Origin of the sequence: Micromonospora sp. NPDC051296 (genome assembly GCF_040682255.1) — a bacterium.
In the GTDB taxonomy this organism is placed as follows: Bacteria; Actinomycetota; Actinomycetes; order Mycobacteriales; family Micromonosporaceae; genus Micromonospora; species Micromonospora craterilacus.
The window spans coordinates 1-20,243 of sequence record NZ_JBFBAO010000034.1 but is presented as its reverse complement, the minus strand read 5'-3'; the positions used below and the strand labels follow the sequence as shown (position 1 = coordinate 20,243).

The 20,243-nt window shown below is 71.4% G+C and carries 23 protein-coding genes and 1 riboswitch; of the genes, 11 read left to right on the top strand and 12 right to left on the bottom strand.

Features of this window, described 5'->3' with window-relative positions; all coding sequences use genetic code 11:
• Window positions 1-15 precede the first annotated feature (15 nt).
• Window positions 16-579 carry a DUF6529 family protein gene (locus AB0M52_RS06255; protein ID WP_363949626.1) on the top strand — a complete coding sequence of 188 codons (564 nt, stop codon included), beginning with the start codon at window positions 16-18 and terminating at the stop codon, window positions 577-579.
• A gap of 23 nt (window positions 580-602) precedes the next feature.
• A complete protein-coding gene (locus AB0M52_RS06250; RefSeq protein ID WP_363949607.1) occupies window positions 603-1,076 on the top strand; it encodes a Rieske (2Fe-2S) protein in 474 nt (157 codons plus the stop codon).
• A 376-nt stretch (window positions 1,077-1,452) separates the two neighbouring features.
• Here the strand turns inward: AB0M52_RS06250 and AB0M52_RS06245 are convergent, their stop codons facing one another.
• A complete protein-coding gene (locus AB0M52_RS06245) occupies window positions 1,453-2,199 on the bottom strand; it encodes a class I SAM-dependent methyltransferase (RefSeq protein WP_363949605.1) in 747 nt (248 codons plus the stop codon).
• Window positions 2,200-2,341: 142 nt separating this feature from the next.
• Between AB0M52_RS06245 and AB0M52_RS06240 the strand changes: the two genes are divergently transcribed.
• The 4 genes from AB0M52_RS06240 to AB0M52_RS06225 all read left to right on the top strand — a co-directional run bounded on the left by AB0M52_RS06240 (window position 2,342) and on the right by AB0M52_RS06225 (window position 5,436).
• Window positions 2,342-2,530: a hypothetical protein gene (locus tag AB0M52_RS06240; protein WP_363949602.1), complete on the top strand. Its 189-nt coding sequence runs from the start codon at window positions 2,342-2,344 to the stop codon at window positions 2,528-2,530.
• 110 nt (window positions 2,531-2,640) lie between these two features.
• Window positions 2,641-2,753, top strand: a riboswitch (SAM riboswitch).
• 283 nt (window positions 2,754-3,036) lie between these two features.
• Window positions 3,037-3,891, top strand: coding sequence for an ABC transporter substrate-binding protein (locus AB0M52_RS06235; RefSeq protein WP_363949600.1), 855 nt, complete (start codon window positions 3,037-3,039; stop codon window positions 3,889-3,891).
• Between the two features lie 34 nt (window positions 3,892-3,925).
• A complete protein-coding gene (locus AB0M52_RS06230) occupies window positions 3,926-4,708 on the top strand; it encodes an amino acid ABC transporter permease (protein WP_363949598.1) in 783 nt (260 codons plus the stop codon).
• Window positions 4,705-5,436, top strand: a complete 732-nt coding sequence (locus AB0M52_RS06225; RefSeq protein ID WP_363949596.1) for an amino acid ABC transporter ATP-binding protein — start codon at window positions 4,705-4,707, stop codon at window positions 5,434-5,436. The genes AB0M52_RS06230 and AB0M52_RS06225 overlap by 4 nt, the downstream gene beginning before the upstream one ends.
• A gap of 66 nt (window positions 5,437-5,502) precedes the next feature.
• Here the strand turns inward: AB0M52_RS06225 and AB0M52_RS06220 are convergent, their stop codons facing one another.
• The 3 genes from AB0M52_RS06220 to AB0M52_RS06210 all read right to left on the bottom strand — a co-directional run bounded on the left by AB0M52_RS06220 (window position 5,503) and on the right by AB0M52_RS06210 (window position 9,272).
• Window positions 5,503-6,525: a DUF559 domain-containing protein gene (locus tag AB0M52_RS06220; protein ID WP_363949594.1), complete on the bottom strand. Its 1,023-nt coding sequence runs from the start codon at window positions 6,523-6,525 to the stop codon at window positions 5,503-5,505.
• A gap of 204 nt (window positions 6,526-6,729) precedes the next feature.
• Window positions 6,730-8,355, bottom strand: coding sequence for an anibiotic ABC transporter (locus AB0M52_RS06215; protein ID WP_363949592.1), 1,626 nt, complete (start codon window positions 8,353-8,355; stop codon window positions 6,730-6,732).
• Window positions 8,355-9,272, bottom strand: coding sequence for an ABC transporter ATP-binding protein (locus AB0M52_RS06210; RefSeq protein WP_363949590.1), 918 nt, complete (start codon window positions 9,270-9,272; stop codon window positions 8,355-8,357). Before AB0M52_RS06210 ends, AB0M52_RS06215 begins: the two co-directional genes overlap by 1 nt.
• Before the next feature lie 107 nt (window positions 9,273-9,379).
• Between AB0M52_RS06210 and AB0M52_RS06205 the strand changes: the two genes are divergently transcribed.
• Together AB0M52_RS06205 and AB0M52_RS06200 are read left to right on the top strand one after the other, a co-directional pair.
• Entirely contained in the window at window positions 9,380-10,234 is an 855-nt protein-coding gene (locus AB0M52_RS06205; protein ID WP_363949588.1) for a TetR family transcriptional regulator, read from the top strand.
• A 31-nt stretch (window positions 10,235-10,265) separates the two neighbouring features.
• Entirely contained in the window at window positions 10,266-12,077 is a 1,812-nt protein-coding gene (locus AB0M52_RS06200; protein ID WP_363949624.1) for an N-acetylglutaminylglutamine amidotransferase, read from the top strand.
• 68 nt (window positions 12,078-12,145) lie between these two features.
• On the opposite strand, the gene AB0M52_RS06195 is transcribed toward AB0M52_RS06200, so the two are convergent.
• On the bottom strand, window positions 12,146-12,928 hold the full coding sequence (locus tag AB0M52_RS06195) for a hypothetical protein (protein WP_363949585.1): 783 nt from the start codon (window positions 12,926-12,928) through the stop codon (window positions 12,146-12,148).
• A 296-nt stretch (window positions 12,929-13,224) separates the two neighbouring features.
• On the opposite strand from AB0M52_RS06195, the gene AB0M52_RS06190 reads away from it, so the two are divergent.
• Window positions 13,225-13,503, top strand: a complete 279-nt coding sequence (locus AB0M52_RS06190) for an NUDIX domain-containing protein (RefSeq protein WP_363949583.1) — start codon at window positions 13,225-13,227, stop codon at window positions 13,501-13,503.
• Between the two features lie 127 nt (window positions 13,504-13,630).
• Entirely contained in the window at window positions 13,631-14,287 is a 657-nt protein-coding gene (locus AB0M52_RS06185; protein WP_363949581.1) for an HAD family hydrolase, read from the top strand.
• Here the strand turns inward: AB0M52_RS06185 and AB0M52_RS06180 are convergent.
• The 6 genes from AB0M52_RS06180 to amcA (AB0M52_RS06155) all read right to left on the bottom strand — a co-directional run bounded on the left by AB0M52_RS06180 (window position 14,284) and on the right by amcA (AB0M52_RS06155) (window position 17,846).
• Complete coding sequence (locus AB0M52_RS06180) at window positions 14,284-14,865, bottom strand: hypothetical protein (protein ID WP_363949579.1); 582 nt, start codon at window positions 14,863-14,865, stop codon at window positions 14,284-14,286. The genes AB0M52_RS06185 and AB0M52_RS06180 overlap by 4 nt on opposite strands.
• Window positions 14,866-15,279: 414 nt before the next feature.
• A complete protein-coding gene (locus tag AB0M52_RS06175; RefSeq protein WP_363949576.1) occupies window positions 15,280-15,948 on the bottom strand; it encodes a pentapeptide repeat-containing protein in 669 nt (222 codons plus the stop codon).
• 74 nt (window positions 15,949-16,022) lie between these two features.
• Window positions 16,023-16,205 carry a multiple cyclophane-containing RiPP AmcA gene (gene amcA, locus AB0M52_RS06170; protein ID WP_363949574.1) on the bottom strand — a complete coding sequence of 61 codons (183 nt, stop codon included), beginning with the start codon at window positions 16,203-16,205 and terminating at the stop codon, window positions 16,023-16,025.
• Complete coding sequence (amcB, locus tag AB0M52_RS06165) at window positions 16,202-17,338, bottom strand: cyclophane-forming radical SAM peptide maturase AmcB (RefSeq protein WP_363949571.1); 1,137 nt, start codon at window positions 17,336-17,338, stop codon at window positions 16,202-16,204. Before amcB ends, amcA (AB0M52_RS06170) begins: the two co-directional genes overlap by 4 nt.
• The gene (locus tag AB0M52_RS06160) at window positions 17,335-17,682 is read right to left on the bottom strand and encodes a hypothetical protein (protein WP_363949568.1); all 348 of its coding nucleotides are present in this window, start codon (window positions 17,680-17,682) and stop codon (window positions 17,335-17,337) included. The genes amcB and AB0M52_RS06160 overlap by 4 nt, the downstream gene beginning before the upstream one ends.
• Window positions 17,679-17,846, bottom strand: a complete 168-nt coding sequence (amcA, locus tag AB0M52_RS06155; protein ID WP_363949565.1) for a multiple cyclophane-containing RiPP AmcA — start codon at window positions 17,844-17,846, stop codon at window positions 17,679-17,681. Before amcA (AB0M52_RS06155) ends, AB0M52_RS06160 begins: the two co-directional genes overlap by 4 nt.
• 370 nt (window positions 17,847-18,216) lie before the next feature.
• Between amcA (AB0M52_RS06155) and AB0M52_RS06150 the strand changes: the two genes are divergently transcribed.
• Window positions 18,217-19,443, top strand: a complete 1,227-nt coding sequence (locus tag AB0M52_RS06150; protein ID WP_363949562.1) for a helix-turn-helix transcriptional regulator — start codon at window positions 18,217-18,219, stop codon at window positions 19,441-19,443.
• A 6-nt stretch (window positions 19,444-19,449) separates the two neighbouring features.
• Here the strand turns inward: AB0M52_RS06150 and AB0M52_RS06145 are convergent, their stop codons facing one another.
• Window positions 19,450-20,130, bottom strand: coding sequence for a YdcF family protein (locus AB0M52_RS06145; protein WP_363949622.1), 681 nt, complete (start codon window positions 20,128-20,130; stop codon window positions 19,450-19,452).
• Window positions 20,131-20,243 lie beyond the last annotated feature (113 nt).

Sequence of the window (20,243 nt, the reverse complement as noted above, 5' to 3'; positions counted from 1 at the left end):
CCGACCGTCGAGGTGATGCGCGACTTCGGCGGGCCCCCGCCGAGCGCCCCGAGGCGGCGACCCTCGCTGCTGGTGCCGCTGGTGATCGGGGCGGGGGTGGCGGTGGCGCTGGGCGTCTACGGCCGCACCCACACCCCGACCGGGATCGCGGTGAACGTCGCCGGCTTCTCCTCGCCGTTGACGGTGAAGGTGTGGCTGGGCACGGGGGCGGCGTTCTTCGCTGTCATCCAGTTGCTGTCCGCGCTGGCCATGTGGGGCCGGCTCGGCGGCTTCTCCCCGCCCTGGGCCGGCCCGGCACACCGCTGGTCCGGCCGGGTCGCCTTCCTGCTCACCGTCCCGGTCGCCGTGCACTGCCTGTACGCGCTCGGCTTCGCCGACTACGACACCCGTACACTGCTGCACTCCCTGCTGGGCTGCTTCTTCTTCGGGGCGTTCGCCACCAAGATGCTGACCCTGCCGAAACGCGGCCTCGCCGGCTGGGTGCTGCCGGTGATCGGTGGGGTCGTCTTCGTCGCGTTGATCGGTGTCTTCCTGACCTCGTCGGTCTGGTACTTCACCACCTTCGGCATCCAGCTCTGACCAGGAAAGGCAAGGCACTACAGATGAACCACGAGCAGGCCGGCTGCTGCCGGTCGCGACGGGCCCTGCTGGCCGGCACCGGCGCGGCAGGGGTGGCCGCGCTGACCGGCTGTGCGACGTACGGCCAACCGGCGGCGGCGCCACCGCCCCCGGCCGCCCCGGCCACCAGCGCCGACCCCTCCGTATCCGGCGCACCGGACGCCGGGGGCCCGCCGGCGCTGGCCACGCTGGCCGACATCCCGGTCGGTGGCGGACAGATCTTCGCCGAGGCGGGCGTGGTGGTAACACAGCCCACGGCGGGAACCATCAAGGCGTACTCCGCGACCTGCACCCACCAGGGCTGCACGGTCACCTCGGTCGCCGACGGCACCATCGTCTGCGCCTGCCACAACAGCGTGTTCGACATCGCCGACGGCTCGGTGCGCAGCGGACCGGCCGGGGCCCCGCTGGCGGCCGCCAACGTCACCGTGGACGGGGACGCCATCCGGCTCGCCTAGGGCATGTCGGCACCATGACGCGGCCCATCCAGGCCCGGGCCGCGCGGGGCCGTCCGGGGTGGCGTAGCGACGCCGGACGGCCCCTGCCCCACCCGGGGGCGGGCAGGGCAGGGGTCCCGGAGTCCGACGGCCAGGAGGCGGTGCAGCTGAGGCTGGCCGGCGTACCCGATCCGTTGCCGGTCAGCCCGAAGGTGGTGCTGGCGCCGGCGGCGAGTCGAATGACGGCCCTGCCCGGCAGGCTGTGGGAGCGCTTCCATCGACACCCTATGCGGTCCCGCCCATCGACGGAAGACGTGTCAGACGGCCAGGGCCGCCGGCTGCGGCTTGACGGCACGGCGGCGCCGCGGATTAAGCACCCGGCCAGCGGCCATTCCAGTCAGCGGCGGATCAGCGCGAAGACGCCCCAGCCCATGTGCTCACGCTGGTACCGCACGTAGCGCAACGGGTCCTCGGTCAACTCCTGCCGGAGCTCGCCGGCGAGCGGGTCATCAGGGTTCGCGTCCAGCCAGCGGCGCAGGTTGAGCCAGTGCGCCGCCGCATAGCGGTCCCAGCTGTCCTGGTCGGCCAGCACCATCTCCACCAGGTCCCACCCCTGGTCGCCGAAGAGGCGGACCAGGCCGGGCAGGTCCTGGAAGTCCTCCCGGTTTGCGGCCTGGCTGCCCTCGACGGTCGCCTGGTCCGGCGGGTCGATCCGCCAGTAGGGTTCACCGACCAGCGCGATCCCGCCCGGGCGCAGCCCCCGGGCCAGGATCTCCAGGGTGCCGGCGACACCCTCGCCGATCAAGGTGGCACCGACGCAGGCCGCCACGTCGACCGGCTTCTCGGGTACGTACGCCGCCGCGTCGCCGTGCACGAACCGGACCTGCTCGGCAACGCCCAGCTCGGCCGCCCGTTCGCGGGCGGCGGCGGTGAACGCGGTGCTGATGTCGACGCCGGTGCCGACCACCCCGTGGTCGCGGGCCCAGGTGCAGAGCAGCTCGCCCTTGCCGCTGCACAAGTCGACGATCGAGGTGCCCGGCGGGAGCTTCAGCACCCGGCCCAGGGTGGCCAGCTTGCCGGCGTCGAACGGGTTGAGGATGCGAAGATCACCCTCGCGGATGACGAAACTGCGGGGCAGGTCCATGGTCGAGGGACGCTAGCTGCCCGCGCCGAAACCGCCAACCGGTTTTCCGGGGTGCGCTCGCCCGGCCTCAGCCGCCGTTGACCGGCCGGAACTGCCGGACGGAGTGCCGGGCCCGTGCCGCGGGGTGCACCGGGTCTACCGGATGACGTACGCCGACGGCGTGTGGCGGCAGTGGCGCGACGCGCCCGGGTTCGGCCAGCGTTTCGTCGGCACCCTCGCCGCCGACGGCGACCGCATCGACGGCCGTTGGGAGATCTCCCGGGACGGCACCAGGTGGGACCTCGACTTCGAGCTGACCTACCGGCGTGACCCGGGCACCTCGCCCGGCTGAGAGCACGGCTCGCCGGGCCTGGGGACAACCTCGCCGCCGCCACGGCCCCGCGTGAGGGTTGTCATAACGGGTGGACGCCGCCCCGTCACCGGCTGCTAGCCTCGGCGGCAGGTCATGAGCGCCAGCGTCAAGCCCCGGCTCGCTGGCCGGCAACCCTCGTCCGCGCAGGGGTGCCCCGGGTGAAGACCAGGCATCGGAGCAACCTCCGGTGCAAGCGTGGCCTGGTTCCCAGGTCATCACGACCTAGAGGGAGAACCATGTCGTTCCGCAGTCGACCCGTTCCCGTCGTGGCCTGCCCGGGCCTGACCCGGCGCCGGCACGTCGACATGATGCGGGTCTGCAGCGCCGCGTGTAGCTGACCGCGCCGCCGCTTCCGGTCACCGATCCGACCCGGCCCGGCTGACCGACACGCCTTCTTCCTGACCGATCCATCCCAGCGGTCCGCCCTGCGGCGGACCGTCGGTGCGGCACGCCCGTGCCCGCCGCCGCTCAACCAGGAGACACCTGTGCGATTCCTTCCTGCCCTGACCCGAGCCGCCGCCATCGGCGTCGTCGCCGTCCTCGGTGCCACCGCCCTCACCGCCTGCGGCTCGGGCTCCGCCGGCAGCACCGACAACCCGTACAACCTGCTCCAGCCCGGGGTGCTGCGGGCCGGCACGCTCAGCGACGCGCCGCCGAACGTCTACCTCAAGGACGGCAAGTTCACCGGGTTCGACAACGATCTGCTGGTCGCCGCTGCCGACAAGATCGGGCTGAAGGTGGAGTTCGTCGGCACCGACTTCTCCGCTCTGCTCGCCCAGGTGGGCAACCGCAAGTTCGACATCGGCAGCTCGTCGATCACCATCACCGAGGCGCGGAAGAAGACCGTCGACTTCGGCAACGGGTACGACTTCGGCTACTTCGGCCTCGACGTGCCCGCCGGCTCGTCGCTGAGCAGCTTCGACGAGCTGCCCGGCAAGCGGGTGGTGGTCGTGCAGGGCACCGTCCAGGACGACTACGCCACCGGCAAGGGCCTCGACCCGGTACGGGTGCCCGACTACAACGGTGCGCTCAACCAGCTCAAGGCCGGCACCGCGGATGCCTGGATCGCTCCCGCCGAGATCGGCGAGAAGTCCGCCGCGGACAGCGGCGGCAAGATCACGGTGGCGGCGAAGCTGCTCAGCCCGGCCCCGACTGCGTACGCCTTCGCCAAGGGCAACGACGCGCTGCGTGAGGCGCTGGACAAGGCCCTGGACGAGGTGATCGCCGACGGCACCTGGACCCGGCTGCAGGAGCAGTACTACCCGGGCCGCCCGATCCCGGCCGACTTCACCCCGGGCAGCGGCAACCAGGTGGCGCCGTCGGCGTCGGCCGCTTCCTGAGTAGGACGACGAGCGAGCAGGGCGGAGGTTGACCGTGGATCCGTTGCGCACCCTGTGGGAGACGTTCTTCGACTGGGAGTCCATGCGCGAGGCGCTACCCGACATGCTCACCGTCGGGTTGCCGAACACGCTGATCCTGGCGGTCACCGCCGCCCTGCTCGGCTCGGCGCTGGGCATCCTGCTGGCCGTGGCGGGCATCTCGCGTACCCGCTGGTTGCGCTGGCCGGCCCGGGTCTACACCGACGTGTTCCGCGGCCTGCCGGCGGCGGCGACGATCCTGCTGATCGGAGTCGGCCTGGCCCCGCTGGGCATGCAGGTGTGGGGGCCCAACCCGTACCCGCTGGGCATCCTGGCGCTGTCGCTGATCGCCGCGGCGTACATCGGTGAGATCTTCCGCTCCGGCATCCAGTCGGTGGAGGCCACCCAGCTGGAGGCGGCTCGCGCGTTGGGCTTCTCCTGGGGCGAGGCGATGCGGATGGTGATCATTCCGCAGGGCATCCGCCGGATCCTGCCGGCCTGGGTGAACCAGTTGATCGCGCTGATCAAGGACTCCAGCCTGGTCTACTTCCTCGGCCTGCTGGCCAGCCAGCGAGAGCTGTTCCGGATCGGGCAGGACTACGCGGCCAACACCGGCAACCAGTCGGCGCTGCTGCTGGCCGGGCTGTTCTACCTGGCGCTGACCGTGCCGCTGACCCACGTCGTCAACTGGATCGACCGGCGGCTGCGGCACGGGCGGCCGGCCACCGGGCCGGCCGGCGACGATCCCGACGATCTCGACCTGGCGCTGCCCGGCGCCACGGGAGGAACCCGACGATGAGCACCTCGGTCAGTCTGAGCCTGCGCGACGTGCACCTGGCCTTCGGGCGCAACCAGGTGCTGCGCGGAGTCGACCTGGACGTGGCCCGGGGCGCCACCGCCTGCGTGATCGGCCCCTCCGGCTCCGGGAAGTCGACCCTGCTGCGCACCGTCAACCGGCTGCTGGAACCGGATCGCGGCGACGTGCTGCTGGACGGGCGCAGCGTGCTGCGCGACGACCCGGACGCCCTGCGGCAGCGGGTCGGCATGGTGTTCCAGCAGTTCAACCTCTTCCCGCACATGAGCGTGCTGCGCAACATCACCCTCGCCCTGCGCCGGATCCGCAAGCTCGGCGAGGACGAGGCGGTGGCGGTGGCCCGTACCCACCTGGACCGGGTCGGCCTGGCCGCGAAGGCCGACGCCCGGCCGGCGCACCTGTCCGGCGGGCAGCAGCAGCGGGTGGCGATCGCCCGCGCGCTGGCCATGCAGCCGGAGGTGATGCTCTTCGACGAGGCCACCTCGGCGCTGGACCCGGAACTGGTCAAGGGCGTGCTGGCGTTGATGGCCGACCTGTCCGCGCAGGGCATGACCATGGTGGTGGTGACCCACGAGATGGGGTTCGCCCGGGAGGTCGCCGACACGGTCGCCTTCATGGACGCCGGCGTGGTGCTGGAGGCCGGCGAGCCGGCGGCGATCTTCGAGGCCGCCGAGCACCCGCGCCTGCGCCGCTTCCTCTCCCAGGTCCTCTGATCGCCAGGTCCCGCTGACCGGCGTTGGCGGCCGAGGTGCTGGCGCGGACGGCCGGAGGGCAGGGCGTCAACGCCGGGTGGCGAGGATGGCCAGCGTCTCCCGGCGCACCTCGTCGGGCTCCCGGACGAGCCGGCGGTGGGCGAACCGGACCACCAGGATGCCGACGGTGGCGAGCAGCGCGTCGCGCCGCAGGTCGACCTCGCGCTGGCGCGGGTCGCCATGCGAGGCGGTGCCGTCCAACTCGATGTCGACCCGCTCCCGCTCGGCGAACAGGTCGAGGTACATCGTCCGCTCCCCCACCCGGACGCGGACCTGGCGACGCAGGGCTGGCATGTCGGGGCCGGTGAAGACCCGGTCATGGCCCCAGATCTCCAGGGGGCTGCGGCAGCCGGCCGCGAGCCGGTCCACGAGGTTGGCCAGTTCCGCCCGTCCGGTGAGTTTCGAGGCCAGCGACAGGGCGACACCGAGCCGCCGCGGAGTGGTGAGGCGGTCGTTGACCGCCCGGATGACCGGCCCGGCCTGCTCCTCGGGCGGCAGCAGCGGCCACGATTGCACCAGAGCGTCTTCCAGGCGGGTGACCGGGAGGCGCTGGCGGACCACGACTTGCGGCGGCTGCGTGGTGAACGCCGTGCGGTGGTGCATGACGAGGTGGGGTCTGCTGCGCAGCCCCGAGCCGGCCGGCACGTCGAGGTGCAACGGCTCGCCCGGTGGTTGGCGGCGCAGTCCGTGCACGTCCAGCGCGGTGAGCTGGCTGAACGCGGCCCGCCCGTCGGCGTACGCCAACACCGCTCGCCGAGCCACCTCGGGCGCCACCGCCGCCAGTACGGCCACCGAGGTCGCGCCGGCCGCCGTGGTCGCCGCCGGCCCCGCTCCGGCGGCCAGCCCGACGCCGACAACTGAACCCACGGTGGACAGTTGTCCTGCGCCGGGGACCAGGTTCGCGTCGACGTATACCGCTGGGAGGATCCGGCACAGGCAGCCTCGGCGATACGCCTGCCGCAGCACCCATGGCGCCACCACCTCGAGGGCTCGCGCCCGGGTCAGCACGCCACCGGCAGAATCGACGAGGGAGCGGAGCACCGGTTCCACGACCCCGAGCCTGCCCATTACCCGACCCTGCCGCCGCCCCCACACCGTCCCCTGTGGATATCACTGCCCGCTGTGCACAACACCTGCACACCGTGCCGCGTGTGCTGTGGGAACCCTTGATCGTCTGCAGTTGGGTGACTCGCACAGCGGCGTGTCGAGTCACTCAACTGCAGACGATCAAGCCGGCCGGGGCGGCGCGGCGGCTCAGGTGGGGGTGTCGCGGTGGTGGAAGGCGGCCAGGCCGACGGCCAGGAGGGCGGCGGCCACGGCGGTGAGGCCGACCAGGGGTAGCGCGGTCGGATGGGTGGCGGGTGCCGAGGGCACGTGGGTGTAGGGGGACAGGTTCAGCACGGCCTGCGGCAGGTCGAGCAACGCGCCCAGCTGCCAGAGCAGCAGGAAAGCGATCAGCATCGCCCAGCTCAGCGCGACCGACCAGCGTGGCAGCGCCCCGAACAGGGCGGTCACCAGCCCGGCGACCACCAGCAGGGCCGGCAACCGCAGCAGCGCCGCACCGCCCAGCTCGACGGTCCAGCCGATCGGGTCACCGGCCGCCAGGCCGTACCCGAGGCCGGTGGTGACGCCGCCCAGCAGCACCAGCGCCAACGCACCGAGGACGGCACCGAGCACCTGCGTGCCGAGCCATCGGGTGCGGCTGACGGCCGTGGCGAGCAGCGCCTCCAGCACGCCGTCGGCCTCGTCGCCACGGGTACGCAGCAGGGCCTGCACGACGTACGCCCCGATGGTCAGCGCGAACAGCCCGAGCATCGTGGCCAGGTACGCCTCGACCAGCTTCGACCCGCCGCCGAGCTGGGCGATCACCTCGGCCGCGGCGGGGTTCTCGGAGATCATCGCGTCGACCTCGTGGCCGGCCACGCCGAAGGAGAGGCCCAGCACCGCCACGGCGACCGCCCAGCCGGCCAGTGCGCCCCGGTGCAGCCGCCAGGTCAGTCCGGCCGGGCTGAGCAGCCCGGACGCGGCCCGGGCCGGCCCCCGGCGGGCGGCGAGCAGGCCGGCGCCCACGTCGCGGCGTTCGGCCAGCAGGAAGGCCACGGCGACGCCGGCGACCAGCAGCGCGACCGGCAGCGCGAGGACCCACCAGCGTTCCCCGCCGAAGGCGCGTACCTGGGTGCCCCAACCCAACGGCGATAGCCAGGTCGGCGGGGCGCTGACCAGCCGCACCCCGTCGGCGGCGCGCTCACCGAGCACGTCGCCGGTGGCCCGCAGCAGGAAGGCGACACCGACCGAGGCGGCGGCGAGCGCGTTCGCGCCTCGGGAGGTGACCGAGAGCTGCGCGGTGACGGCGGCGATGCCGGTGAAGGCGGCCCCCACTCCGGCGATCGCCGCGGCGGCGGCCAGCGAGCCGGCCACCGGCAGTCCGGTGCCGATGAAGGCGAGCGCGAGCAGTGCGGCGGCGAGCAGATTGGCGCCGACCACGACCACCAGGGCGGCGGTGAGCAGCGCGTACCGGCCGACGGCGGAGGCACCGAGCAGTTCGGCGCGCCCGGTCTCCTCGTTCTGCCGGGTGTGCCGGACCACGGCGAAGGTGCTGAGCAGCGCGGCGAGCAGGGCGAGCGTGAGGTACGTCTCGGTGACCACCACGGCGCCGAGTTCGGTGCCGGCGATCGGGCCGTTGAACGCGCGGGCGACCACGCTGCTGACGGCCGTCTCGGCGTACCCCAGGCGGGTCTGCTCGTCGGGGTAGAGGCCGGCGACGCTCTCGGCGAGGGCGTAGCCGACCAGGGGCGTGCCGAGCACCCAGATGGCCAGGCGGATCCGGTCCCGGCGCACGGCGAGTCGGGCGAGCCGGCCGGTGCCGGTGAAGCTGCTCATCAGTCTCCTCCGACGGAGGCGGGCCGGCTGCCGTTGGCGCTGTCGCCGTAGTGGCGCAGGAACAGCTCCTCCAGGGTCGGCGGTGCGCTGGTCAGGGCGCGGACCTCGAAGCGGATCAGGTGACCGAGCAGAACGTCGAGATGTTCGGGCTCGACCTCCAGCCGGACGCGACCGTCGACCGGTCGGACCTCGTGCACCCCCGGCAGGGCCTCCAGGCCGGTGACCGGGCGTCCGGTCTCGACGGTCACCGTGGTGCGGGCCAGGTGACGCAGCTCGGAGAGGGTGCCGGACTCCACCACCCGGCCCTCGCGGATGATGCTGACCCGCTCGCAGAGCGCCTCGACCTCGGCCAGCACGTGGCTGGAGAGCAGCACGCTCGCACCGGCCTGGGTGAGCTGGCGGACCTCCTCCTGGAACACCGCCTCCATCAGCGGGTCCAGCCCGGAGGTGGGTTCGTCGAGGACGTACAGCTCGACGTCGGAGGCGAGGGCGGCGACGATGGCGACCTTCTGCCGGTTGCCCTTGGAGTAGGTGCGGCACTTCTTCGTCGGGTCCAGGTCGAAGCGTTGCAGCAACTCGTCGCGGCGGCGGTGGTCCAGCCCGCCGCGCAGCGCGCCGAGCAGGTCGATCGCCTCGCCGCCGGAGAGGTTGGGCCAGAGGCTGACGTCGCCCGGCACGTACGCCAACCGCCGGTGCAGTGCGACCGCGTCCCGCCACGGGTCGCCGTCGAGGACCCGCACCTGTCCGGAGTCGCGGCGCAACAGGCCGAGCAGGATCCGGATGGTGGTGGACTTGCCGGAGCCGTTGGGTCCCAGGAAGCCGTGCACCTCCCCCGGTTCCACCCTCAGGTCGAGCCCGTCGAGGGCGCGTACGCCGCCGAAGGTCTTGACGAGGTTCTCGATGGAGATCACGGACATGGCGCCTCCCGCCGTATCGGTGCCTACCACTCCACTGTACTGACCGATGGTAAGGGATCGACGCCGCAACCCCCGTCCTTCGGTCAGGAGCGGCTACGCTGGGCGCCATGACCTGGGAGGAGGCCGACGGCACCCGCAGCCGGATCCTGCGCGCCGCGCTCGACCTCTTCGCCGAGCAGGGCTACCAGCGCACCTCGTTGCGGCAGATCGCCGAGCGACTGCAGCTGACCAAGGCCGCGATCCTCTACCACTTCCCCAGCAAGGCGCACCTGCTCACCGCCCTGGGCGAGCCCTTCATCCGCGACCTGGAGACGTTGCTGGCGAAGGCCGAGACGCTGCCGGCGGAACGGGCGAGATGGGTACTGCTGGAGGACTGGGTGGACACCATGCTCGCCCACCGCGGCCCGCTGGGCATGCTCTTCCACGACCTCGCGCTGGTCGAACGGGGCAGCACGTACCACCGGCTGGTGCGAATCGCCATGCGGGCCAACGAGATCGTGGCCGGCCCGGACGCCGGACGCCGCGAACGGGTCCGGGCCGTCCAGGCCATCGCCATGTGCAGTGATCCGGTGGTGTTCCTGATCGACGTGCCCGCGCCGGTGCTGCGGGCCGACATGCTCGACGGCGTCCGCCGCCTGCTGGTGGAGGGCCCGCCGGGCGAGGAGCCGCACGCCGTCGGCGGGCACGCCGCCGACCGGCCGGACGAGCCGAGCGCCAACGGCACCGCGACGGCGGGCGGCGCCCCGACGTCCACGGGCGAACGCGCCGGCGCTCCCCGGGTCGGACGGCGGCGGCCGGGCCGCCCTCGGTCGATGAGCCCGGAGCAGGTGCAGGCCGCCCGCCGGATGCACCTGGCGGGCACCCACTCGGCCGACGAGATCGCCGCCTCGTTCGGGGTGTCCCGGGCGACCGTCTACCGCCATCTCGACCAGGACCCTAATAACGAGACAGTTTCGGGATAGTTTCGAGACGGGGCCCGGCCCGGCGGGTTTGCTGGTCGGGGCGGCGGGTAGCCGTGCCGGGTGCGGCATCGGGGGTGAGGCACGGTTCGGCGGCGCCCGGCCGGACGGCGCGGCGGTGGCCCGGATGACCGAGGCGATGCGGGCGCGCGGCCCCGACGGCGACGGGCTCTGGCACGAGGACTGGGTGGCCCTGGGGCACCGGCGGCTGACCGTCATCGACCTCTCCGCGGCCGGCGCCCAGCCGATGGTTCGCGACGACCTCGGGCTCGCCCTGGTCTTCAACGGCTGCGTGTACAACTACCCGGAGCTGCGCGAACGACTGCGGGCCGCCGGCCACACCTTCCACTCCACCAGCGACACCGAGGTCGTCCTCGTGGCGTACGCCGAGTGGGGTGAGAGCTTCGTCGACCACCTGGTCGGCATGTTCGCGGTGGCCGTCGTGGACCGGCGACGCCGCCGCCTGCTGCTCGCCCGCGACCGTCTCGGGATCAAGCCGCTCTACCTCGCCGAGTCGCCGGGCCGGCTGCGTTTCGCGTCCACCCTGCCGGCGCTGCTGTGCGGCGGTGACGTGGACACCGGCGTGGACCCGGTGGCGCTGCACCACTACCTGTCCTGGCACTCCATCGTCCCCGCGCCGCGCACCATCCTGCGGGGCGTACGCAAGCTCCCGCCCGCGACCGTCCGGGTGGTCGAGGCCGACGGGCGCCGCCGTGAACGGGTCTACTGGCGACCCGACTACCGCCGCGACCCGGCACACATCAGCTGGGAGGCCGGCGACTGGCAGGAGGCGGTCGGCGCGGCGCTGCGCACGGCGGTGCGCCGGCGGCTGGTCGCCGACGTGCCCGTCGGCGTGCTGCTCTCCGGCGGCCTCGACTCCAGCCTGATCGTCGCGCTGCTCGCCGAGGCGGGACAGGAGCGGCTTCGCACGTTCAGCATCGGCTTCGACAGCCGCGGCGGGGAGGCCGGCGACGAGTTCCACTACTCCGACCTGGTGGCGCGCGCGTACGGCACCGACCACCAGCGGATCCGGCTGGGCGACGACGACCTGGGCCCGGCGGTGCGCCGCGCCGTCGCCGCCATGGCCGAGCCGATGGGCAGCCACGACGTGGTCGCCTTCCACCTGCTCTGCGAGCAGGTGGCCCGGCACGTCAAGGTCGCCCAGTCCGGGCAGGGCGCCGACGAGGTCTTCGCCGGCTACGGCTACCACCGGCCGCTGCGCGGGATCCCCCGCGACGGGGCGGCGGCGACCTTCGCCGAGGCGTTCTTCGATCGCGACCACGCCGAGCTGACCCGGGTGGTCGACCCGGCGTACGCCGTCGACCGCGACGCCAGCCGCGAGGTGCTCACCGCGCACCTTGCCGCGCCCGGGGCGGACACCGCGCTGGACGCGGTGCTGCGGCTGGACACCCACCTGATGCTGCCCGACGACCCGGTCAAGCGGGTGGACAACATGAGCATGGCCTGGGGGCTGGAGGTCCGTACCCCGTTCCTCGACCAGGACCTGGTGGCGCTGGCCGCGGCGTGCCCGCCCGGACACAAGGTCGCCGAGGGCGGCAAGGGGGTGCTCAAGCGCGTCGCCCGGCAGGTGCTGCCGGCCGAGGTGGTCGACCGGCCCAAGGGCTACTTCCCGGTGCCCGCGCTGCGCAACGTCGACGGTCCGCTGCGGCACCTGGTGGTCGAGGCGCTGCACGCACCGGCCGCCCGCGAGCGGCGACTGTTCCGGCCCGGGTATGTCGCGCAGCTGCTGGCCGAGCCCGAGCGGGCCGAGGCGGCGGCCGGCAGCAACAAGCTTTGGCAACTCGGCCTGCTCGAACTCTGGCTACAGACTCACGGCGCAGGCTGAGCGCACCTTGAGCGAGCGACGCTGGCTGCGGAATCGCGTACGGGCGGGTGACGGCGGCTCCGCTGGCCTCAGCGCCGGGCACCGCCCGGTCGGCCTCGGCCGGTCCCGGAGGCCCGCTGACCGACGCGTGGAGCCCGGACCACAGAGGAGCGGCCCGCCCCGGGGCGGAAGTCCCGCGCCGCGCCGGCAACCATCTCGTCGGGATCGCGAGCGAGCGCCTGCCGGATGTGCGGCGGGATCACCTCCGACGTCGCCATCGCCATCCGCACCTGCACCGAGCGGTCGTCAACCAGGCGTCGCAGATCCGCCTCGGTCAGCTCGACCGCGAGCACCAGCGCGGCGCGGACGTCCACTACGGGATCCTGGGCGAGTGCGCTGCGCTGGGCGGCGGTGGTCCGCGGGTTGCGGGCGAGGCCCTTGCGTACGCGTGCGGTGCGATCGGCCATCAGGGCGGTGATCACGTCGGGGTCGTGGGTGTGGGTGGCGAGTCGCTCCCGTACCTCTGGTGAGACGTCGTCGACCAGCCCCGCGGCCAGCTCGGGCTCCAGTTCGCGCCTCTCCGCCAGGAGGCCACGAAGCTCCTTGTCGGGGGCCTCCGCCATCACCCGGCGAATCGACTCGTCGCAGGCCGGATTGCCGGCGACCCCCCAGCGGACCCACCTGTCGGCGTCCTTGACGAGTCGCAGGAGATTGGCGACCGAGGTTGAGGGGTTTCTCGCCACGGCCTCCCGGACGTGACGATCATGGTCCCGGGTCAGTGGTCGCAGTGCCTGCGCGGGCGCATCGGTGCGGCTCGCGACCGCCTTACGGACCACGGCCGACGAGTCGGACGCCAGGTCGATGAGGGTCATCTGCGACGTCGTGGGGTCCTGCGCGAAGGCGAGCCGCGTATCGACGTTGCCACTCGTCACACCGTCCGCGGCGGCACCTGACCCACTGTGACGGTTGGGCCCGCCGACGTCCTGCTGTTTCCCCATGGCCGCCATCATGTCACGGGCCGACCGGGGAACCGCGAGCCCCGACCAGCGCTTCGACGGTGGCCGAAGCGCCGCGTCCGCGGATCCCCCGGCAGGTCGACACGACGCGCGGCTGCCGAAGAGGCGCGAGCGGGCGACCTGGCTCCTGCGGGCCTTCGATGTCAAATGACGTGTGGGAGATTCCCGGCGGAACAGTGGAACCGGACGAGTCCCCGGCGGACGCGTGTACGCGCGAGGTCAGGGAAGAACTGAGCCTGTCGGTGTCCGCAGGAGCGTTGCTGTGCGTCGACTGGGTGCCGGCAAGCCCGCCGCACCGCCTCGACGAGGTGTTGATTCCTCGGTTGGCTCGGCGGGTTGCCGCAGCGGTCGCCGCGATCGGGCGTGGCGGTGTCTACCAGGAGGACGGACTCGCGCCCCTCAAGCAGGTAGTCGGCCGCACTGAGCCGTGAACGCGGTGCGCTTGGCAGGTCAGGCACGGCGGAGCTGCCGGTTGCTGTCGAATTCAGAAAGGCCTCAGCGCTGGCCCGGCTCGCGGTGCACGTTGATCCAGGTGGGAGCACCGCGCACAATCGCCGGGTGATCGCGAGCGTGTTCTTCGATGTGGGCGAGACCATCGTCGATGAGTCCCGGGAGTACGGCACCTGGGCGGACTGGCTCAGGGTGCCGCGCCACACCTTCTCGGCTGTCTTCGGGGCGGTGATCGCTCGCGGCCTCGACTACCGGGAGACGTTCCAGGTCTTCCGGCCGGGCTTCGACCTGGCCGAGGAGCGGGAACGCCGGACGGCGGCGGGACAGCCGGAGTCCTTCACCGAGGAGGACCTCTATCCGGACGCCCGGCCGTGCCTGGCCGCGCTGCGCGATTCGGGGCTACAGGTCGGCCTGGCCGGCAACCAGACGGCGCGAGCGGAGACCATCCTGCGGGCCCTCGACCTGTCGGTCGACGTGATCGGCACCTCGGACGGCTGGGGTGTGGAAAAGCCCTCGACCGCGTTCTTCGACCGCGTGGTCGCCGAGGCTGGATGCCCAGCTGATCAGGTGCTCTACGTCGGGGACCGGTTGGACAACGACATCCGGCCCGCTCAGGAGGCGGGTATCGCGACCGCCCTGATCCGTCGCGGCCCTTGGGGTCACATCCTTGGTGACAAGTCGGTCAGCGACCGTTGCCTGTTCCAGCTCGACTCGCTGGCCGAGCTGCCCGACCTCGTACGCAAGCACAACGAGTCGGCTCGCTAATTGCCCGGCAGCGCGGCGCGGCCGGCGGTGAGGGCGGCGACGCGTTCGTCCAGCAGGGTTCCGTGTCGGCTGTCGCCGAGCATGGGACGGACGACTCGGACCCGGTCGAGACCGACGCCGTACCAATCGGTTTGCAGGGCGTCGACGGCCTGGTTGAGATAGTCGGCAACTCTGTCGCCGTCACTTCCGTGGGCGGTGGCCAGGTCGGCGAGTACGACGCTGCGCTGCTTGGCACCAGTGGCGGTGAGCCCGGCGAGTGCCTGGTTGAGCTCGCTGGCGGCCTCGCTGTGGTCGCCGCTGGCGAGGGCCGCGTAACCAACGAACGAGTGCAGGCGGCCGTTGTCGTAGAAGTCGAGCCATTCGGGCGGTGTGCCGTCACCGTCGACCGCACCTGCGGCGAGGTCGATGTGGCGGCGGCTGTCGGCTGCGGCTCCGGCGCGGGCCTCGACCTCCGAGGCGACGCAGTGCAGCCATGACCGGACCATGGGGCTGACGCCGTGCCAGGTGTGCTGGAGAGCCGCGTCGATCAGCGGCCGAGCGTGGGCCGGCTGGTGGCCGAAGGCAGGAACGAACGCCATGTGGCCGAGGACAGCGGCGGCCAGGGCGTGGTCGCCGGCCTCGCGGGTGGCGGCGAGGGCGACGTCGTAGCAGCGTTCGGCGATGGCGGGTTGGCTGAGGTCGAAGAGGCGAGCCGGGCCCGCGACGATCCGCCTGTGTCCGGACGCGCTGGATCGGTTGGAGTTCGTCGAGCCTGAGCGCCTCGACGAGATGTTGATCCCTCGGTTGGCTCGTCGGGTTGCCGCAGCGGGCGCCGCGATCGGCGCGGTGCTGTCTACCTTGAGGACGGAGTCGCGACCTCAACCATATAGCCGGCCGCACTGAGCCATGGACGCGGTGCGCGTGGCAGGGTCAGGCGTGGCGGAGCTACCGGTGGCAACCGAGGTAAGGACGGCCTCGGCCGGTAGTCAGGGCGTCAGCGGTCTCGGCTTCGGTCAGCCCTCGGCGCGGACGACGATGCTCAGGGCCTCGACGGCCAGACGGGTTAGGTCGGAAAGCTGGTCTGCACCGAGAGCGACGCCTTGCAGGTTGTCCAGCGGTGTTCTGAGGTGGTGCAACCGGCTGCCCTGCAGATCGGCGCCGTCGAGGCGGCAGGATTCCAGCTCGAGGTCGCTGAGATCGCAGGAGCGCATTGCGATGCCTGACAGGCGGCAGGACGACCAACTGCCATTGCCGACGGTGCAATTGGTGAAGGCCACCGAGCCGGCTGCGCTGACTCGATTGAGGATGGCGTAGTCGAACCGGCAATTGTCGAACAGGACGTCTTTGAGGCGGACATCGGTGAACCGGGCGCCGGTGAACCTGGACCCTGTGAACGAGCACCGCTCGATGCTGATGCCGGTGAGGGTCGCGCCGGAAAGGTCCGTCCCAACGATCTCGCACCCGTAGAGGGCCCCGGCCTCCCAGCTGACCTCACCGAGGTCCGCACCGGTGATCCGGCAGCCTCGGACGTCGTGGTCCGCAAGCTGCTCACCACGCCAGGAGACCCCATCGATGAGGCCGTCGCAGATGTCATCGTCGGCCAGATCGGTGACCTGGTCGAGATCCTCCGGATCGAGATCCGGCACAAGAATGGTCACGTCGCCCACGGTGGTCGTCCGCATGTCTCCTCAACCTGTTCGGGCGCGGGGTGGGCACGCCCACCCCGCGTCGAATCGCGCCGCCAGCCGGCGGACGACTACCTCTTCTTGTTCCAGTTGTCCCAGCCGGGGCGGCTGTCGAAGTTCCCTTTGTTGTCCCAGGTGGGGCGGTTGTCGAACTTCGCCGCGTCGATCGACGCTACCGCGCGGGTCGGGTCGACGCCGAGGAGGGCGAGGCGGTCCGGCGGGGCGTCGAGAAGCGCGGCGAGGGCGTGGGTCATGACGATCCTCCTTTAGGGGTGAGGTGATCCGCAGCAGCGCGGATCAGGGTTTGCCGGGTCGTGCGGCAGTACGCGGTCTCCCTCGTGGTGAAGGTGCCGTGCTCGAAGTAGCGATTGCCGGCCTGGGCGCCCCGGCAGAAGTCGTAGAAGGCACAGCGGTCCGCGCAGTCGTTGAGCGCCGTCACGAACTCGGTGACGTATCGCAGCTCGCCGGCACGGGCAAGCATGTCGCCGATCGATTCGTGGAGCACGTTGCCGGCGATGAAGTCCGCGTACTGCGGGTCCTTGATGCCGAGCAGTTCCGGTGACAGCAGGACCACCCGGCCATCGTGGGAAACGGTGGGAATCGGCTCGTACGGGACGTGGTCAACGAGGCCGGCGCGGGTGGCGGCGAGGTAGTCGGCCAGGCGGTCCACGTCGCGGATTCGGATCGGGCTACCAGTAAGCCGGTGCTGTACGAGTCGGTGCCAGAACCGGTACGCGGCCTCCTCCGGCACCGGTGTACGGGCAGTGCCCTCCTGTTCCTCGATGTTGAAGCCCACCGACTCGCATCCGGGCAGACCGGCGAAGAACTCGACGAGGTCTTCGGCGTGGTCAATGGTTTCTGGCGTGACAACGCAAATCACCGAGTACGTCAGGCCGTTGTCGGCGAGCGTCTGTATGCCATGCATCGTCCGGGCGGTCGTTGCCTTCCCGGCCCTGTCGAGCCGGTTGCCGTTCAGCGTCCCGGGACCGTCAATGCTGATCCCGATCTCGAAGTCGTGGGTGGCGAGCAGGTCGCACCACCGCTGGTTGATGAGGGTGCCGTTGGTCTGGATCTCGTGGCGCACCCGCCCGTCGCGCCGCAGATCCTCAAACGGAGTAAGCAGTCGCTGAAAGATGTTGACGGGTGTAGCAGTCGGCTCGCCGCCGTGCCATACGACACTCACCGGATGACTGCTGTTCTGCTGCGCGGTCGACTCGGCGCAGGCCTGCGCGACGGCATCGCTCATCAGGCGGAGGGATCTGCGGTCGGGCAGATAGCAGTAGGTGCAGTCGAGGTTGCAGAAGCTCGTGGGCTGCACGACCAGTGTGTGGAACCTGCTGGCGATCGCCGGCTGACGATTGACGTTGATGAGGCCGATGCCGTTCACGATGTCTCCTCGTTCCTGATCGCCGTGGCGGTGTTGACTCGGTAGGCGTGGGTACGGGCGGGCCACCCGAGGAACCGGTCAAATAGTGAGGCGGCACCACCCGCCTCATTGGGATTGAGCCGGTGCAGGTCATCGATTGCGTCGTGCAGGCAGCTGGCCAGGTAGAGGAACAGGCCCACCGGGCTGTCCTGGTACTCGGCCGCGAGGGCGAGCTTCGCCGCGCCGCACGGCCACGGCTGACCGCACCGCCGGCAAAGCCATAGCGGCTGCATTGGCAGATGTTCCTGCCGGAACAGCGCTGCACCATTAGCTCGGACCAGGCCCTGCTTCCGGTCGCCGGTCATCGGCGGCCGGCTTCCCGGGCCTGCCGCTCGAACAGTTGACGCCAGGCATGGGTGAACAGCGGTGGATCAGACGGTCGAGTCGTCTGTGGCGCGGGGGCCTCGACGGTCAACGTCTCTCGCCAAAGACGGTCGGCTCTCGCGTGACGCGAGACGTACACCGTCATGCCAGCACCTCCGTTCGACACGGTGAGCGGTGGGCTCGCAGGGGGAAAGGCGAGCCCACCGCCGCCGCACGGCGGCCTAGGGCAGACCGCCGATCACTCACCCACGCAGCCCCGATGGCGGTACGCAGGCGAGGAAGACCCCGATACGGTGCGCTCCAGGACAGTCCGAGCCGGCGACCCGAGCCGCACTTTGGTAAGCCGGTCATCGATCCCTCCATCCGCAGCTCTCTGTCAGGCGATCCAGGTTTAGGCATCGACATGCGACGGTGACCTGGGGTGCACTGAACGTAGGGGCGATCTGTCAAAGGGACCGGGAAAATCCGTACCGGGTCAGGCGGACATCAGCGGGCAGGGTGACGGTGTGCGAGGAATGACGGACGACATGACCATCGGCCAGCGCGTCGCCTTCTACCGGCGGCGGCGAGGGCTTTCCCAGGAGGTGCTGGCCGGACTGGTCGGCAAGACCCAGGAGTGGCTACGCAAGGTCGAGACGAACCGCGCCGACCTGGACCGCCTCTCAGTCATTCGCGCGATCGCCAAGGCCCTCGATGTCTCTCTTGGGGACCTCATCGGCGCACCGAGTCTGTTCGAGTGGTCCGACGACTCAGGGCGTGAAACCATTCCTGCGTTGCGCGCCGCGCTCCACGATTACCGGCACCTCGCGCCCGCCCTGGCCAGCCCGGCTGCTGTCGATGCGCCTGCCCTGCGTGAGATCGAGAACGACGTGGCCGAGATCTGGACCGCCTACCAGCATTCGCGATACGGCACCCTCGCCCGCCGGCTTCCGTACCTCATCCACGACTGCCTGACCGCCACCGAGGCCTACGACGGCGACGACGGCCAGCGCGCACACGCGATGACCGCCTACGCCCACCAGCTCGCCGCGTTGTTCCTCACCAAGCTCGGCGAAGGCGACCTCGCCTGGACCGCGGCCAGCCGAGGACTGGCCGCCGCCAACGCCAGTCACGACCACGTCGTCATCGGCTCGCTCAGCCGCTCCGCCGCGCACTCCCTGGTCTCTATCGGCGAATACGCGCAGGCCCGAGGCCTCGCCGCCACCGCAGCACAGTTCCTTGAACCACGGCTGACCAAGCCCACACCGCAGTTACTGTCGGTCTACGGCAGCCTGCACCTCGTCTGCGCCCTCGCCGCCGCCCGCGACGACGACCGCGCCTCCGCAGACACCCACATCGCCGAAGCCGACGCCGCAGCGACCCGGCTCGGGGCCGACGCCAACCATGTGTGGACGGCCTTCGGACCCACCAACGTGTCGATCCACAAGACGACCGTGGCGATGGAACTCGGCGACGTGCAACGCGCCATCGCCATAGGCACCCCACTCGACACCGGTGCCCTGCCCGTCGAGCGGCAGGTCCGCCACGCCATCGAGACCGCGCGAGCGCTGGCGCGCTGGAACCGCATCGACGACGCCCTCGGCGCGCTCTTGGACGCGGAGGTCATCGGCCCAGACCAGGTGCGCTACCACAGGCTCTCCCGCGACCTCGTCCGGGACATCCTCATCCGCCCCCGGCCGCCCCGACGGGCCGTCGAACTCAGCGAACGGATGGGCGTCCGGTCGGGTGGACCGCGCTGGTAGCCGTCGTCAGATCAGCCGGCTCGTGTAACCGGCTGCCACCAGTCGCTCGAAAGCGGCCCGCACCTCGTCCGGCATCTCCTGTGGGATCGCGAACCCGCGCTCGGCGTACACCTCGATCCGCTGGGTGTCACCGACCAGCATCTCCACCACCCGCCGCGGGTCACCGATGCTGCGCACGTAGTCGTCGAGTTCCAACGGGTTCGACGCGCACACCACGTCGACCTCCGGCCACATCAGCCTGCAGGTGGCGTACGCCCGACGCTGCTGGTACGGCCGCGACATGATCACCACCGACCGCACCGGGATACGCCGCTCAGCCAGGAGCTGACGGGAGTACTCCAGGTTCTGAGCGGTGTTCGTCGCCCGTGGCTCCACGAGAATCGAGTCCGCCGGCACGCCCTGCTCCATCGCGTACTCGCGGTAGTGCACGGCCTCGCCGCGAGGGAACCGCTCCACCGTCGTCGGCGCGTTTGCACCGGTGAACACGATCCAGGGAAACAATCCCTCGTGGAACAGTCGCGTCGCAATCACCGCGACGCCGAGGTCATGGCTGCCCAGCCCGATCCCCACGTCACACGGCCGGAGCTCGTGGCCCATGTCGTGGTAACGCCACAGCGTCTCCACATCGGCACGGATCTCGTCGGGGATCGACTCGGCCGGTGCCGCCGCGTCCTGGTTCATCAACAGGTACCGGGGAGAACCGTCACCGTGGCCCCTCGTCGGTTCATCCCAGTGCCGCCAGGCCCGCCCTCGCTACCTCCACCGGCGACCGGTTCATCCTGCTCGGTGAGGTAGACGAC